15 protein-coding genes, 1 other RNA gene and 2 pseudogenes are annotated in these 13,641 nt (G+C 61.4%); 8 read left to right on the forward strand and 10 right to left on the reverse strand.

What is annotated here, in order from left to right; genetic code table 11:
• Window position 1: 1 nt before the first annotated feature.
• The 4 genes and pseudogenes from QIW53_RS16495 to QIW53_RS16510 form a co-directional block, all read right to left on the reverse strand.
• Window positions 2-112 (reverse strand): annotated as a pseudogene (locus QIW53_RS16495) (tetrameric acyl-CoA thioesterase); the annotation flags it as partial.
• Window positions 113-149: 37 nt separating this feature from the next.
• Window positions 150-1,337: a 2-octaprenyl-6-methoxyphenyl hydroxylase gene (gene ubiH / locus QIW53_RS16500; RefSeq protein WP_371050653.1), complete on the reverse strand. Its 1,188-nt coding sequence runs from the start codon at window positions 1,335-1,337 to the stop codon at window positions 150-152.
• Window positions 1,334-2,668 (reverse strand): Xaa-Pro aminopeptidase, encoded by a 1,335-nt coding sequence (gene pepP, locus QIW53_RS16505; RefSeq protein WP_371050654.1) that lies wholly within the window; start codon window positions 2,666-2,668, stop codon window positions 1,334-1,336. The genes ubiH and pepP overlap by 4 nt, the downstream gene beginning before the upstream one ends.
• Before the next feature lie 27 nt (window positions 2,669-2,695).
• The gene (locus QIW53_RS16510; RefSeq protein ID WP_371050655.1) at window positions 2,696-3,256 is read right to left on the reverse strand and encodes a YecA/YgfB family protein; all 561 of its coding nucleotides are present in this window, start codon (window positions 3,254-3,256) and stop codon (window positions 2,696-2,698) included.
• 223 nt (window positions 3,257-3,479) lie between these two features.
• On the opposite strand from QIW53_RS16510, the gene QIW53_RS16515 reads away from it, so the two are divergent.
• The 4 genes from QIW53_RS16515 (at window position 3,480) to QIW53_RS16530 (ending at window position 4,895) form a co-directional block, all read left to right on the forward strand.
• Window positions 3,480-3,689 (forward strand): TIGR02449 family protein, encoded by a 210-nt coding sequence (locus QIW53_RS16515; protein ID WP_044466189.1) that lies wholly within the window; start codon window positions 3,480-3,482, stop codon window positions 3,687-3,689.
• On the forward strand, window positions 3,686-4,003 hold the full coding sequence (locus QIW53_RS16520) for a cell division protein ZapA (protein ID WP_192307030.1): 318 nt from the start codon (window positions 3,686-3,688) through the stop codon (window positions 4,001-4,003). The genes QIW53_RS16515 and QIW53_RS16520 overlap by 4 nt, the downstream gene beginning before the upstream one ends.
• A gap of 30 nt (window positions 4,004-4,033) precedes the next feature.
• A non-coding RNA gene (gene ssrS / locus QIW53_RS16525) (6S RNA) lies at window positions 4,034-4,212 on the forward strand.
• A gap of 77 nt (window positions 4,213-4,289) precedes the next feature.
• Window positions 4,290-4,895, forward strand: coding sequence for a 5-formyltetrahydrofolate cyclo-ligase (locus QIW53_RS16530; RefSeq protein WP_371050656.1), 606 nt, complete (start codon window positions 4,290-4,292; stop codon window positions 4,893-4,895).
• A gap of 34 nt (window positions 4,896-4,929) precedes the next feature.
• Here the strand turns inward: QIW53_RS16530 and QIW53_RS16535 are convergent, their stop codons facing one another.
• Window positions 4,930-5,082 carry a hypothetical protein gene (locus tag QIW53_RS16535; RefSeq protein WP_371050657.1) on the reverse strand — a complete coding sequence of 51 codons (153 nt, stop codon included), beginning with the start codon at window positions 5,080-5,082 and terminating at the stop codon, window positions 4,930-4,932.
• A 200-nt stretch (window positions 5,083-5,282) separates the two neighbouring features.
• Here QIW53_RS16535 and QIW53_RS16540 point away from each other — a divergent pair, with 200 nt between their 5' ends.
• Both QIW53_RS16540 and QIW53_RS16545 read left to right on the forward strand, forming a co-directional pair.
• Window positions 5,283-5,747 carry an EVE domain-containing protein gene (locus tag QIW53_RS16540; protein WP_371050659.1) on the forward strand — a complete coding sequence of 155 codons (465 nt, stop codon included), beginning with the start codon at window positions 5,283-5,285 and terminating at the stop codon, window positions 5,745-5,747.
• A 1-nt stretch (window position 5,748) separates the two neighbouring features.
• Window positions 5,749-6,262 (forward strand): annotated as a pseudogene (locus QIW53_RS16545) (ABC transporter permease); the annotation flags it as partial.
• 30 nt (window positions 6,263-6,292) lie between these two features.
• Here QIW53_RS16545 and QIW53_RS16550 read toward each other — a convergent pair.
• On the reverse strand, window positions 6,293-6,700 hold the full coding sequence (locus tag QIW53_RS16550) for a flagellar basal body-associated protein FliL (RefSeq protein WP_371050660.1): 408 nt from the start codon (window positions 6,698-6,700) through the stop codon (window positions 6,293-6,295).
• 150 nt (window positions 6,701-6,850) lie between these two features.
• Between QIW53_RS16550 and QIW53_RS16555 the strand changes: the two genes are divergently transcribed.
• Window positions 6,851-7,828: an NADPH:quinone oxidoreductase family protein gene (locus QIW53_RS16555; protein WP_371050661.1), complete on the forward strand. Its 978-nt coding sequence runs from the start codon at window positions 6,851-6,853 to the stop codon at window positions 7,826-7,828.
• Between the two features lie 17 nt (window positions 7,829-7,845).
• Here the strand turns inward: QIW53_RS16555 and QIW53_RS16560 are convergent, their stop codons facing one another.
• Window positions 7,846-8,688, reverse strand: coding sequence for an energy transducer TonB (locus tag QIW53_RS16560; protein ID WP_371050662.1), 843 nt, complete (start codon window positions 8,686-8,688; stop codon window positions 7,846-7,848).
• A 95-nt stretch (window positions 8,689-8,783) separates the two neighbouring features.
• Between QIW53_RS16560 and glpT the strand changes: the two genes are divergently transcribed.
• Window positions 8,784-10,133, forward strand: coding sequence for a glycerol-3-phosphate transporter (gene glpT, locus QIW53_RS16565; protein WP_371050663.1), 1,350 nt, complete (start codon window positions 8,784-8,786; stop codon window positions 10,131-10,133).
• Here the strand turns inward: glpT and QIW53_RS16570 are convergent.
• The 3 genes from QIW53_RS16570 to ubiD form a co-directional block, all read right to left on the reverse strand.
• Window positions 10,109-10,777: a gamma-glutamylcyclotransferase gene (locus QIW53_RS16570; RefSeq protein ID WP_371050664.1), complete on the reverse strand. Its 669-nt coding sequence runs from the start codon at window positions 10,775-10,777 to the stop codon at window positions 10,109-10,111. The two genes, glpT and QIW53_RS16570, sit on opposite strands and share 25 nt — an antisense overlap.
• Window positions 10,778-11,127: 350 nt before the next feature.
• On the reverse strand, window positions 11,128-12,096 hold the full coding sequence (locus QIW53_RS16575; protein ID WP_371050665.1) for a CDP-6-deoxy-delta-3,4-glucoseen reductase: 969 nt from the start codon (window positions 12,094-12,096) through the stop codon (window positions 11,128-11,130).
• Window positions 12,096-13,562 carry a 4-hydroxy-3-polyprenylbenzoate decarboxylase gene (ubiD, locus tag QIW53_RS16580; RefSeq protein ID WP_371050666.1) on the reverse strand — a complete coding sequence of 489 codons (1,467 nt, stop codon included), beginning with the start codon at window positions 13,560-13,562 and terminating at the stop codon, window positions 12,096-12,098. The genes QIW53_RS16575 and ubiD overlap by 1 nt, the downstream gene beginning before the upstream one ends.
• Window positions 13,563-13,641: the final 79 nt, after the last annotated feature.

Raw genomic sequence — 13,641 nt, forward strand, 5'->3', positions numbered from 1 at the left:
TTTAAGCCTGTCTCGCTTGCGGCTTGAGCCGCACGTAAAGGATTTTCCGGACCGGCGCCACCAGTGTGCCGGCGCCGTAGTGGATATCGACCTGCAATGGCGGCAGGCATTTTGCGGCCGTGCCGGCCTCGAACCGCCCGATCAACCACTTAAACATCGGGACGCGTACCCAGCCCCATGGCCTGGCGAGCGAACCAGCGCTTGGCCGGTGGCAGCAGGTCAAGGCCCAGCAGGCCGATGTTGCGGCCCAGCGACACCAGCGGCAAGCTGCTGCCGAACAAACGCGTGACCTGATCGGAAAAACCCACCGTCAGGTTCTGGTCCAGACGCTGGCGTTCGCGGTAAGCCTGCAACGTCGCGAAGTCGCCCAGAGGTTTATCGCTCGCCAGCAACGCCTCCGCCAGGGCCTGGGCATCGCGCAGCGACAGGTTGAACCCCTGGCCGGCAATCGGGTGCAGACTGTGGGCGGCATTGCCCAGTACGGCGAGATGCGGGCGCACCTGTTCTTCGGCCTCGATCAGCGTCAGCGGGTAAAGATGCCGCGCACCGACCTGTTTCAAGGTGCCGAGGCGGTAACCGAACACGTTCTGCAATTCGCTGAGGAAGCTGCGCTCATCGAGCGCCGCCAGCCGCTGCGCGTCCATACCCAGACGGGTCCAGACCAGCGCGCAGCGGTTGTCTGCCAACGGCAGCAAGGCCATCGGGCCGTCATCGGTGAAACGCTCGAACGCCATGCCGTTGTGCGCTTCGCTCGGGGTGATGTTGGCGATCAGCGCGCTCTGGTTGTAAGGACGTTGCCGGACGCCAATCCCCAATTGCTCGCGCAGGCCGGAGCGGCCACCGTCGGCGAGTACGGCAAGATCGCATTCCAGGGTGGTTTCGTCATTGAGGGTCAGTCGATAGCCGTCGGTCAACGGTTCCAGGCGCGTGACTTCCGCCGGGCAGCGCCAGGTCACCACCTCTTTGTCCAGGCCTTGCCACAGGCATTGGCCGAGCCAGGCGTTTTCCACCACATAACCGAGCGCCGGCACGCCCTCCTCCATGGCCGAGAGGCGCGCGGTGGAGAACCGGCCACGGTCGGACACGTGAATCTGCTTGATCGGCTCGGCGCGACGGGAAATGTCCTGCCACAGGCCCAACCGCTGATAAATCTGCTTGGCCCCATACGACAGCGCCGAAGATCGGGCGTCATAGCTCGGCTGATAACTGTCGCCCGGGGCGAACGGTTCGATCAGCACGATCTTCCAGCCGCGGGCCTTGGCCCCAGCCTGCAAGGCCAACGCCAGGCTGGCGCCCACCAGACCGCCACCGATAATTGCCAGGTTGACTCGACTCATGCCGCTTGTGTCCGCGCTTGGGCCATCAGGGCCTCGATTTCGGCGACCGTTTTCGGTACGCCATGGGTCAGGATTTCACAGCCGGCTTTGGTGACCACGACGTCGTCCTCGATACGCACGCCAATGCCGCGCCATTTCTTCGCTACGTTCTGATTGTCGGCAGCGATGTAGATCCCCGGTTCCACCGTCAGCGCCATGCCGACTTCCAGCACACGCCACTCACCGCCGACCTTGTACTCGCCGACATCATGCACATCCATGCCCAGCCAATGGCCAGCGCGGTGCATGTAGAACGCCTTGTAGGCTTCGCTGGCGATCAACTCGTCGACGTCACCCTGCAACAGGCCCAGCTTCACCAGCCCGGCGGTAATCACCCGGACCGTGGCTTCGTGCGCCTGGTTCCAGTGCTTGTTCGGCGCAATCTCGGCGAATGCCGCCTGTTGCGACGCCAACACCAACTCGTAGATCGCCTTCTGTTCCACCGAAAACCTGCCATTGACCGGCCAGGTACGGGTGATGTCACTGGCGTAGCAGTCGATTTCACAACCGGCGTCGATCAGCACCAGGTCACCGTCCTTGAGCACGGCGTCATTCTGCTGGTAGTGCAGGATGCAGCTGTTGCGCCCGGACGCGACGATAGAGCCGTAGGCCGGCATTTTCGCCCCGCCCTTGCGGAACGCATAGTCGAGCTCGGCTTCGAGGCTGAACTCGTGCAGTCCCGGTCGACTGGCCTGCATCGCGCGGATATGCGCCTCGGCGGAAATCCGCGCGGCTTCGCGCATCACCTTCACTTCTGCCGCCGATTTATACAGGCGCATGTCGTGCAGCAGATGATCCAGCGCAACGAATTCGTTCGGCGGCTGGGCGCCGAGGTGCGCCTTGGAGCGAATCACGTTGATCCAGTCCATCAAGTGCCGGTCGAATTCGGGGTTGCTGCCCATGGCCGAATACACCCGGTCGCGCCCCTCGATCAGGCCCGGCAGGATGTCGTCGATGTCGGTGATGGGGAAAGCGTCATCGGCGCCAAAGTCGCGGATCGCGCCGTCCTGGCCCGCACGCAGGCCATCCCACAGCTCGCGCTCGGCATTGCGCTCACGGCAGAACAGGATGTATTCGCCATGCTCGCGGCCGGGCATCAGCACGATGACCGCCTGCGGCTCGGGGAAACCGCTGAGGTATTGGAAATCGCTGTCCTGGCGGTATACGTGCTCGACATCGCGATTGCGGATGGCCACCGCGGCGGCGGGCAGTATGGCGATGCTGTTGGGTTCCATCTGCGCCATCAGGGCCTTGCGGCGTCGACTGTATTCCGATTTCGGGATATGAATCATGGGCAGATGGCTTTTCCTGGCTCGCGATTAATGCAACGACGGTTTGGCAGCGGCAGGCGCGTCGGGCTTGCGGGTTTCGGAGAACAGCAGCAGCGGCGCGACACGCAGGTATTCCATCACTTCCATATAGTCGTTCTCGCCGTCGTCGGATTCTTCCAGGGCGTCCTGCACCTGGGAGATCGCAGACAGATCCTGCAACACTTCAGTGGCTTCGGTGCTCAGCATGCTGCTGTCGCGGCAGTTCAGGCCGAAGCCGCTGAGGAAGCCCTGGCACCATTGGCCCAGTGCCGCAGCACGGTCGGCCAGCGGTGCATCGTCAGTCGGCAGCAGCAGAACCACGGTCACGTCGTCACCGGTGAGTTCACCCTTGACCATTTCCTGCAGGCCGATCAAGGCGTTGCGAACGTTGTCCTGCGGCTCGTTCTCGAGCAGTTCGGCGGCATCGATCAGCCAGCCTTCGGCATCGAATCCGGCACCGGCGCAACTGCGGCCAAGGAGCAGGCCATGCAGCTCGGCAGGCGATACGGAATGACCGCTGGAAGACAGCAGTGTGGCGAAGGCTTGGTACGGGGAATTCTGAATAGGCATGGGCAGCTAGGCGCCAGACGGCGCAATGTCTAGAATGAAGGCCTTGTATCCTACATCGACTCATCTGCAGGAGCGAGCATGCTCGCGATGGAGCTCAACGATTACGTTGGGTACCTGATGCCCAGCGTTGCCCTGGCGTCCATCGCGAGCATGCTCGCTCCTACAGATAGATAGACGAGCGACAGCCAGCTCCTACCCCCATCAGACATTTTCAGTGGACCCAATGGAAGACACCGACCTGCAAGCGCTGATGGCCAGACTCGAACTGCTGATTGATCGGGTCGAGCAACTTAAGAGTCAAAACGCACTCCTACTAGCTCAGGAAAAAACCTGGCGCGAGGAACGCGCTCACCTCATTGAAAAAAACGAAATCGCCCGGCGTAAGGTCGAATCGATGATTTCGCGCCTCAAGGCCCTGGAGCAAGACTCATGAGTTCAAGCAATAGCGTCACCGTGCAGATCCTCGACAAAGAGTATTCGATCATCTGTCCGCAGGAAGAGCGCAGCAACCTGGTGAGCGCCGCCCGTTACCTGGACGGCAAGATGCGCGAGATCCGCAGCAGCGGCAAAGTGATTGGCGCCGATCGCATCGCCGTGATGGCTGCGCTGAACATCACCCACGACCTCCTGCACAAGGCGGAACGCCCGGATGTACCGGTCAGCAGCGCCACCCGCGAGCAGGTTCGCGACCTGCTCGATCGCGTCGATCTGGTGCTGGCCACCGATCCGGACGTCACCAAAGGCTGATTCGCCGAACCGCTTGGGTTATACTCGCCACACTCCCTGGGGTGCTTGCCAGTTGACCACGTCCCTGAGCCGATTCGCACTACCCTGGAGGTTGCACGTTGGGCTGGTGTGCATGTCCGCTAGACGGAAAGCCTTAAAGCCTACTGCATCTTCCACCTTGAACTTTCGGGTTCAAGGGCTAAGTCAGCAGCGGTTCATCCGGGGAGCCTGATTCCAGTCCGATGCCGGTTCACGCCGGCATCGGCTTTTTTATGGGCGCCAGCCCGCACTGCCGAAGCCTTAATCCATGACCGAACTCGCGCTGCTGCCCCGCCCGCAACTTCGACGCATGCTGCGCAAGGCGCGCCGCGCCCTGACCCCCAGTCAGCAACGCCAGGCGGCTCGTGGGCTGTACAAGCAATTGGCCCAGCAGCCGCTGTTTCGCCGCGCCCGACACATCTCCCTGTACCTGCCGACCGACGGCGAGATCGACCCGCGACTCTTGCTGCGCGAGGCCCAACGACGCGGAAAGGTCACCTATCTACCGGTCCTCAGCGCCTGGCCCCGCACCAAAATGGTGTTCCAGCGCATTTGCCCCGGGGAAACGCTCAAACCCAACCGTTTTCGTATCCTCGAGCCACGGGCGAGTCTCGCTCGCCAACGCAAGGTCTGGGCGCTGGATCTGGTGTTGTTGCCATTGGTGGGTTTTGACGATGTCGGCGGACGCCTGGGCATGGGCGGCGGTTTTTACGACCGCAGCCTGGCGTACCTGGCCCGGCGCCAGAACTGGCGCAAGCCGACGCTGTTGGGGCTGGCCCATGAGTGTCAGAAAGTCGAACGATTGGCCCAGGCAAGCTGGGATGTGCCGCTGCAGGGAACGGTCACGGACAGAGCCTGGTACGAAGCAGGCTAGACACCACTGCTGTCAGCGGCGTCGGCAGGCAGGATCAGCGCTTGAAAAGTGAAGACTGTTGCTGCTGGGCGATTTCAATCGGCGCATCGGCCTTGCTGCTCCACAGGCTTTGGGCATAACCGGTGGTCACGACGCCGAGACCGAACAAAATAACCAATATCCATAATAAATCCGGTTTGCGTTTCATCGATTGCCCCCCAAAGGCATATCAACACGATGACAGCAGCGGTTTCCGTTGTAGGTGTAGGCCGTGCAGCAGCGTCAAGCTTAGAAGGCCGGCATTTTGCGACAACGTGAACTGACACGCAAATACTGACGTCAACCGACTGTCGGTTTGTCATAAAATTGCCCGACAACTTGCCCACCCGACCCGCCAGGAGCAAACCCATGGCCTATTGGCTGATGAAATCCGAGCCCGACGAGCTCTCGATCAAAGGTCTGGAGCAGTTGGGTAACGCGCGCTGGGACGGCGTGCGCAACTATCAGGCGCGAAATTTCCTGAGATCGATGGCGGTGGGCGACGCGTTCTTCTTCTATCACTCCAGCTGCCCGGAACCGGGGATTGCCGGGATCGGCAAGATCGTCAAAGCGGCGTATCCCGACCCGACGGCCCTGGAACCGGAGAGTCACTACTTCGACCCGAAGGCCAGCGTAGAGAAGAATGCCTGGAGCGCCATTGACGTAGCGCATGTCGAGACGTTTTCCAGGGTGTTGAAGCTGGATTTCCTGAAACAGCAGGCGGCGCTGGCCGAAATGCCCCTGGTGCAGAAAGGTTCGCGGCTGTCCGTGATGCCAGTGACGCCCGAGCAATGGGCGGCTGTCCTCGACTTGCGACCTGCTCTCTGCCGATAGACGCGAACACGGCACGCTCGACCACTTGCTGGTCCTGCCGCTGACGGCGCTGGAAATCATGCTGGCGAAATCTGGAGCAACATGCTGGTGTGGTGCTGTGCACCTGGCTGTCGCTGGAAGTCGTCGTCAAGGGCGCGCTGGGCGTGCCGCTGGCCGGCTCCCTGCCGCTGTTCCTGCTGGTGACGGCGGTTTATCTGTTCGCCAGTACCGCCCTGGGGATTTTCCTCGCCACCCTGGCGCGATCGACGCCCCAGTTTGGCCTGCTGGCGATTCCGGTGATCATCCCCATGTTGCTGCTGTCCGGCGGCAGCACTCCGCTGGACAGCATGCCGCAGTGGCTGCAATGGGTCATGCAGGGCTCGCCATCGACCCACTTCGTCAGCCTGGCCGCCGCCATTCTGTTTCGCGATGCCGGGCTCCACGTGGTCTGGCGGGATCTGCTCGCGCTCACGGCCATCGGCCTGTTGTTCTTCGCGATTGCGCTGATGCGCTTTCGCAAGAGCCTGGCCTCCTGAACCGCAGGCCTCAACCCGAGAGCCTTGGGCTTACTGGATGATCAGGTTGTTGAACAACAGGTCCTCGACCACCGGCTTGCCGGTTTCGTCGTTCATGATCTGCTGGGTCAGTTTCAACGCTTCCTGACGCAGCTTCTCCTTGGCTTCGAGGCTGTTCATCGTCTCGGTGGTCTGCTGGGCGAACAGCGCGACCAGTTGATTACGAATGAACGGTTCGTTGGCCTTGACCAGCTTGGTCGACTCGTCGCCGGTGACGCGCAACGACACATCGGCCTTGTAGACCTTGAGTTTCGGCGTACCGTCCAGGCCATAGTTGCCCACGAACGGCGGGCTCAGAGTGATGTAATTGACCTTCGGCGCTGCGCCTTCTTTAGCTTCTTCCGCCACGGCTGCCACAGGCAGAGACAGGGCCAGCAACAACATGATCCACGCTTTCACAATTCGCTCCTTATCCGGTTTGCGGCCTAGCATAACCACCCGCCGCGCAAGTACAAGCTTATGTCTGACTATCAGGGCTGGGCATGCTCGTTGACCCGTCGACGCTCACACCTACACTTATCGGCCATCACTCCCAAAGGAATAGCCCTGATGAAAGCCGTGCTGTGCAAAGCCTTCGGCCCTGCCGAATCGCTGGTGCTGGAAGACGTCGCCAGCCCTGTCGCGAAAAAGAATGAAATCCTGCTGGACGTGCATGCCGCTGCGGTCAATTTCCCGGACACGCTGATCATCGAGGGCAAATACCAGTTCAAGCCGCCCTTCCCGTTTTCCCCCGGGGGCGAAGCGGCCGGCGTGGTCAGCGCCGTCGGCGAGAAGATCAGCCACCTCAAAGTCGGTGACCGGGTCATGGCCCTGACCGGCTGGGGCAGCTTCGCCGAGCAGGTGGCGGTACCCGGCTACAACGTACTGCCGATCCCGCCCGCCATGGACTTCAACACCGCCGCCGGTTTCAGCATGACCTACGGCACCTCGATGCACGCGCTCAAGCAACGGGGCAACCTTCAACCCGGTGAAACATTGCTGGTGCTGGGCGCGTCCGGTGGCGTCGGCCTGGCCGCCGTGGAAATCGGCAAAGCCATGGGTGCACGGGTGATCGCCGCGGCCAGCAGCGCCGAGAAACTCGCGATCGCCAAGGCCGCCGGGGCCGATGAGCTGATCAACTACAGCGAAACCAGCCTCAAGGACGAGATCAAGCGCCTGACCGACGGCCAGGGCGCCGACGTCATCTACGACCCGGTCGGCGGCGACCTGTTCGACCAGGCCATCCGCGCCATCGCCTGGAACGGCCGGTTGCTGGTGGTCGGTTTCGCCAGCGGCCGCATCCCCGAACTCCCCATCAACCTCGCCCTGCTCAAGGGCGCAGCCGTGGTCGGCGTATTCTGGGGCTCCTTCGCCCAGCGCCAGCCCCAGGCCAACGCCGCCAACTTCCAGCAGCTGTTTGGCTGGTACGCCGAAGGCAAGCTGAAGCCGCTGGTGTCGCAGGTCTACCCGCTGACCCAGGCGGCGCAGGCGATCAACGATCTCGGCCAGCGCAAGGCGGTGGGGAAGGTGGTGGTGCAGGTTCGCTGATCGCCCTGCGCCGCAGCCTATAACAACTCCCTGACATCCCTCGGAAAAAACCGCACGGCGCGGCTCGAGGGGTGCGAATTGCAGCGTCGGATGATGGTGGGTGCGTCCCGGTTGAGTTTGGCGATCAACGCCAGGCGCCTGTCATTCGGCAGCTGCATGGGCGAAAGGGAGTGGGTCAGGTAACTGCGGGTCCAGTGGAAAAAGGGTAACTCGACCCATGAGAAGTCGGCGTAGTTTTTTGCCGCGTGGCTAAGGTCCGAGCACCGCACTCTCTTGATGGTTTCGTTGGCATGAAGGGGCGTATCGCCCAACCGGAAAATCAGGGGGATGACAACGTCGGCTTGAGCCGGGCGTTCGCTGCTGACTTCCCAGGGCTGGAATCGCCATTGCCGGATCGCGGCCAGCCAGGCCTCGGCCAGCTCCGGATGAGCTTCCTTATGCGCTGTGGGCTGACTGACCGACCCATCGGCATGCACCACCATGCTGACACGGACTTCACCCACTATGCCCGCCAGGTAAAGCGACCTGGGGTACGAAGGCCTGGGATTCTCTGCGGGAATCAGGAACACCTCAGCGGCCCGAACACCGCTGAACACTCCGCATAAAAGCACCATCACACACCAGCGCATACACCCTCCCCTTGCGACGCAAAAGCCATCTCTGGCAACGCTGCAAAGGGTACGGGCCGGCGTTTTTTCACATAACGTGACAGCTTCCTGTTCGAGCGCAGGACATTTCCCAAAGCCCTGCCCTATTCCGCTGGGGACCGCGTGGTCAATGAGCGCGAAGTGACAATTCCTACAGAGACGGTTTTTGTGCGAAGGCGACATGTTCGTAAAGGAATGTGCGATCCCGAACATTTTCCGCTATCTGGTCATGCCAACAGGTGCTATTTTCGGTAACGAAACTGTAACATTCGCATCCGCAGTCAAAACAAGAAATCTGGAGCTCTGGAATGTTTGCTTTCTTTCGCCCCGCCGCACATCAGGCTCCGATGCCTGAAGAAAAAATAGACAGCACCTACCGACGCCTTCGCTGGCAGATCTTCGCCGGTATCTTCATCGGCTACGCGGGTTACTACCTGCTGCGCAAAAACTTCTCCCTGGCCATGCCCTACCTGATCGAAGAGGGTTACACCCGCGGCGAGCTGGGCGTGGCACTGTCGGCGATTGCCATCGCCTATGGCTTGTCCAAGTTCCTCATGGGCATCGTCTCCGACCGCTCCAACCCGCGTTACTTCCTGCCATTCGGCCTGCTCGTATCGGCCGCCGTGATGTTCATCTTCGGCTTCGCCCACTGGGCCACGTCCAGTGTCACCATCATGTTCGTCCTGCTGTTCATCAACGGCTGGGCCCAGGGCATGGGTTGGCCGCCGAGTGGCCGGACCATGGTGCACTGGTGGTCGCAGAAGGAACGCGGCGGCGTGGTGTCGCTGTGGAACGTGGCGCACAACGTCGGCGGCGGCCTGATCGGCCCGCTGTTCCTGCTGGGCATGGGCCTGTTCAATGACTGGCACGCGGCGTTCTACGTGCCGGCGGCCGTGGCCCTGGCGGTTGCCGTGTTTGCTTTCGTGGTGATGCGCGATACCCCGCAATCGGTCGGTCTGCCACCGATCGAGAAGTACAAGAACGATTACCCGGAAGGCTACGACGCCAGCCACGAGAAGGAATTCAGCGCGAAGGAAATCTTCGTCAAATACGTGCTGCGCAACAAAATGCTGTGGTACATCGCCCTGGCCAACGTCTTTGTCTACCTGCTGCGCTACGGCGTGCTGGACTGGGCCCCGACCTACCTCAAGGAAGCCAAGGGTTTCACCGTGGACAAGTCCTCGTGGGCGTATTTCTTCTACGAGTGGGCGGGTATCCCGGGCACGCTGCTGTGCGGCTGGATGTCGGACAAGATCTTCCGTGGCAACCGTGGCCTGACCGGCATGGTGTTCATGGCCCTGGTGACCGTGGCGACGCTGGTCTACTGGCTCAACCCGGCCGGCAACCCGACCGTCGACATGATCGCCCTGGTTTCGATTGGCTTCCTGATCTATGGCCCGGTGATGCTGATCGGCCTGCAGGCGCTGGAATTGGCACCGAAGAAGGCAGCCGGAACCGCCGCAGGTTTCACCGGCCTGTTCGGTTACCTGGGCGGTTCGGTCGCGGCCAGTGCGGCGATGGGCTACACCGTGGACCATTTTGGCTGGGACGGCGGTTTTGTCCTGCTGATCGGTGCCTGCCTGCTGGCGATGGCCTTCCTGGCGCCCACTCTGTGGCACAAGCAGGTTGCCAGTCAGGCCCGCGAAGCAACCGCCTGATCAATCTTTGATCTGCAACGCTTGAGCCGCGCCTCCAGATTACGGTCTGGCATGGCGTGGCTACGCAGGGCGCTGGCGGTCTGCTCGACATAATCGCGAGTCGTACCGTAGCGCCCGCAAGCGTTTTCGAACACATGGCTCAGCACGTGATCCGGCAGGTTGCCGGCATAGCTGGGCAGGTGTCGCTCCAATACAAATCCCAACGCCTGAACCTGGCTGCCATCTTCGAGACGGCAGTTGAGCCAGTGTGGCCGATAGGAGGGGAACGGCATTTCGCGCTGCCACAAGGCGTAAAGCGACGCTTCGAGCTGTTCTTCCGGCAAACGATACGCAAAGCCGCTGCAAGAACCGCCGCGATCCAGGCCAAACACCAGCCCCGGGACTTCCGGTGTGCCACGATGCTCGTGGGACCACAGGTACAATCCGCGATGGTAGCCGTGCACCCGGCCGCGAACCCGTTCCACCGCTGCGCATTCCGGACGCCAGATCAGCGAGCCATAGGCAAACAACCACACCGGACCACCCTTGTGGCGCGCCATGGTCGCCTGCATCGAGCTGAGCAATTGTTCGTGCGTGTGCTGCGGCCCCAGATCAAGCCGCGGAGGGTAAGCCAGGTTCAGAAAACCGGTTTCAATGGCGCTCATGGCGAATAGCGTTCAGCTCCCCGCGGGTAATGAATTACTAAATAGAACGCGCCGCTGTAACAATAAGGCACATATCTTTCCAAGCAATTTAAGTGCCTTGGCACGGATGTTAATCAATGACTTGAATGAGATATAACCTACCGACATTTACACTATTTTATAAATATCGATCGGCTATATAGGGAGTTATAACCCTGTAAACCTGTAGGAGCGAGCATGCTCGCGATGGAGGTCGATACAACGTGGGCATCCTGGCACCCCACGTTATCGTTGGCGACCGTCGCGAGCATGCTCGCTCCTACAGTTGAGGATCAAGATCGTGGATCAAGAGCGAGGATCAAGATCGTGGATCAAGAGCGTGGCGCATACGCAAACACGTCGGCGCGCATCTGGTGGGCGTCCATGCCGGCTTCGACCAATGCATCCAGGGTGCCATAGACCATGCCGGGCGAGCCGCTGGCGTAGACATGCAGGGCATTGAGGTCCGGGAAGTCCTCGCACACCGCCTGGTGCAGCATGCCGCAACGCCCCTGCCAGCCGCATTGGTCACTGACGACTTTATGCAGGAACAGGTTGGGCAGTTTCAGCCACTCATCCCAATGTTCGATTTGATAAAACTCTTCGGGACGGCGTACGCCCCAATACAGGTGCACCGGGTGCTTGAAACCCGTGGCCCGGCAATGTTCGAGCAGGCTGTGGATCTGGCCCATGCCGGTGCCTGCGGCAATCAGCACCAACGGACCATCGGGCAACTCCGCCAGGTGCGTGTCGCCGAACGGCATTTCAATGCGCACCATCGTGTTGCGTTGAAGCTGCTCGATCAGGCTGCGCGCACTGCCTTCGCGCGCCAGCACATGTATTTGCAGATCGCGTCCTGAATGAGGGGCCGAGGCCAGGGAGAAGGCGGACTTCTCGCCGTCTTCCCGCTCGATCATCAGGTACTGCCCGGCGTGATAGCGCGGCGGCTTGCCGGCCGGTGCCCGCAGGCTCACGCGCCAGGTATCGCCGCCGACGTTTCTGCACTCGATGACCTGACACGACAAGTTGCGCACCGGCAACTCTCCCAGCGCAAGCACGCCATCCCACAGCACGATGCAGTCTTCCAGCGGCTCTGCTATGCAAGTGTAGAACTCGCCATGGTCTCGCACAGCGCCGGCCTGCTCGACCCGTCCTTCCACCAGCAAGGCGGCGCACACGTGGCAATTGCCGTTGCGGCAACTCTGCGGGCAGTCATAGCCCAGACGCCGCGCGCCGTCGAGAATCCGCTCGCCGGGCAGTATCTCTAGCACTGCTCCGGAGGGCTGCAAGGTTACACGCATCAATCTATTCCTAACTGATTCCAGATGGCATCGATCCGTTGGGTGACGGCCTCGTCCTTGACGATGACCCGGCCCCATTCCCGGGTGGTTTCGCCCGGCCACTTGTGGGTGGCATCCAGGCCCATTTTCGAGCCCAGGCCGGATACCGGCGAGGCGAAGTCCAGGTAGTCGATCGGCGTGTTGTCGATCATCACCGTGTCGCGCTTGGGGTCCATGCGCGTGGTGATGGCCCAGATCACGTCGTTCCAGTCACGCGCATTGATATCGTCGTCGGTGACGATAACGAACTTGGTGTACATGAACTGTCGCAAAAACGACCAGACACCGAGCATTACCCGCTTGGCGTGACCGGGATAGGACTTCTTCATGGTCACGACGGCCATGCGGTACGAGCAGCCTTCGGGCGGCAGGTAGAAGTCGGTGATTTCCGGAAACTGCTTCTGCAGGATCGGCACGAACACTTCGTTCAGGGCCACGCCGAGAATCGCCGGCTCATCCGGTGGACGGCCGGTGTAGGTACTGTGGTAGATCGGCTTGATCCGGTGGGTGATGCGTTCGACGGTGAACACCGGAAAGCTGTCGACTTCGTTGTAGTAGCCGGTGTGGTCGCCATACGGCCCTTCGTCGGCCATTTCGCCCGGATGGATCACGCCTTCGAGGATGATCTCGGCGGTGGCCGGCACCTGCAGGTCGTTGCCACGGCATTTCACCAGCTCGGTGCGATTGCCGCGCAGCAAACCGGCGAAGGCATATTCGGAAAGGCTGTCCGGCACCGGCGTCACCGCGCCGAGAATGGTCGCCGGGTCGGCGCCCAACGCCACGGATACCGGGAACGGCTGGCCAGGGTGCTTTTCGCACCACTCACGGTAATCCAGCGCGCCGCCGCGATGGCTCAACCAGCGCATGATGACCTTGTTGCGGCCAATCACCTGCTGACGATAGATGCCGAGGTTCTGGCGATCCTTGTTCGGCCCCTTGGTGACGGTCAGACCCCAGGTGATCAGCGGGCCAACATCGCCAGGCCAGCAGGTTTGCACCGGCAGCATGGCGAGATCGACGTCATCGCCTTCGATGACCACTTCCTGGCAGACCGCCTCCTTGACCACCTTGGGCGCCATGGAAATGATCTTGCGGAAAATCGGCAGCTTCGACCAGGCGTCTTTCAGGCCTTTGGGTGGCTCGGGCTCCTTGAGGAATGCCAGCAGCTTGCCAATCTCGCGCAGCTCGCTGACCGACTCCGCGCCCATGCCCATGGCGACCCGTTCCGGGGTGCCAAACAGGTTGCCGAGCACCGGAATGTCGTAGCCGGCGGGCTTCTCGAACAGCAACGCCGGGCCTTTGGCCCGCAGCGTGCGGTCGCAGACTTCCGTCATCTCCAGCACAGGAGAGATGGGAATCTGGATGCGTTTCAACTCTCCGCGCTGCTCAAGTTGCTGCACGAAATCCCGAAGATCCTTGAATTTCATTGACGATGCCACCCCGAAAATAGGCGTACATCCTACCTGCTCTGACGCCCGAACAGCAGCCTGTCAGCGCATTGCCGCC

The sequence above is a fragment of the Pseudomonas fluorescens genome, from assembly GCF_041354075.1.
Taxonomy (GTDB): domain Bacteria; phylum Pseudomonadota; class Gammaproteobacteria; order Pseudomonadales; family Pseudomonadaceae; genus Aquipseudomonas; species Aquipseudomonas fluorescens_CE.

Excerpts from the sequence above, each read along its gene's own strand:
- ubiH (WP_371050653.1), bottom strand. The coding sequence starts at position 1,337 with ATGAGTCGAGTCAACCTGGCAATTATCGGTGGCGGTCTGGTGGGCGCC.
- pepP (WP_371050654.1), bottom strand. The coding sequence starts at position 2,668 with ATGATTCATATCCCGAAATCGGAATACAGTCGACGCCGCAAGGCCCTG.
- QIW53_RS16510 (WP_371050655.1), bottom strand. The coding sequence starts at position 3,256 with ATGCCTATTCAGAATTCCCCGTACCAAGCCTTCGCCACACTGCTGTCT.
- QIW53_RS16515 (WP_044466189.1), top strand. The coding sequence starts at position 3,480 with ATGGAAGACACCGACCTGCAAGCGCTGATGGCCAGACTCGAACTGCTG.
- QIW53_RS16520 (WP_192307030.1), top strand. The coding sequence starts at position 3,686 with ATGAGTTCAAGCAATAGCGTCACCGTGCAGATCCTCGACAAAGAGTAT.
- QIW53_RS16530 (WP_371050656.1), top strand. The coding sequence starts at position 4,290 with ATGACCGAACTCGCGCTGCTGCCCCGCCCGCAACTTCGACGCATGCTG.
- QIW53_RS16535 (WP_371050657.1), bottom strand. The coding sequence starts at position 5,082 with ATGAAACGCAAACCGGATTTATTATGGATATTGGTTATTTTGTTCGGT.
- QIW53_RS16540 (WP_371050659.1), top strand. The coding sequence starts at position 5,283 with ATGGCCTATTGGCTGATGAAATCCGAGCCCGACGAGCTCTCGATCAAA.
- QIW53_RS16555 (WP_371050661.1), top strand. The coding sequence starts at position 6,851 with ATGAAAGCCGTGCTGTGCAAAGCCTTCGGCCCTGCCGAATCGCTGGTG.
- QIW53_RS16560 (WP_371050662.1), bottom strand. The coding sequence starts at position 8,688 with ATGTTCGGGATCGCACATTCCTTTACGAACATGTCGCCTTCGCACAAA.
- glpT (WP_371050663.1), top strand. The coding sequence starts at position 8,784 with ATGTTTGCTTTCTTTCGCCCCGCCGCACATCAGGCTCCGATGCCTGAA.
- QIW53_RS16570 (WP_371050664.1), bottom strand. The coding sequence starts at position 10,777 with ATGAGCGCCATTGAAACCGGTTTTCTGAACCTGGCTTACCCTCCGCGG.
- QIW53_RS16575 (WP_371050665.1), bottom strand. The coding sequence starts at position 12,096 with ATGCGTGTAACCTTGCAGCCCTCCGGAGCAGTGCTAGAGATACTGCCC.
- ubiD (WP_371050666.1), bottom strand. The coding sequence starts at position 13,562 with ATGAAATTCAAGGATCTTCGGGATTTCGTGCAGCAACTTGAGCAGCGC.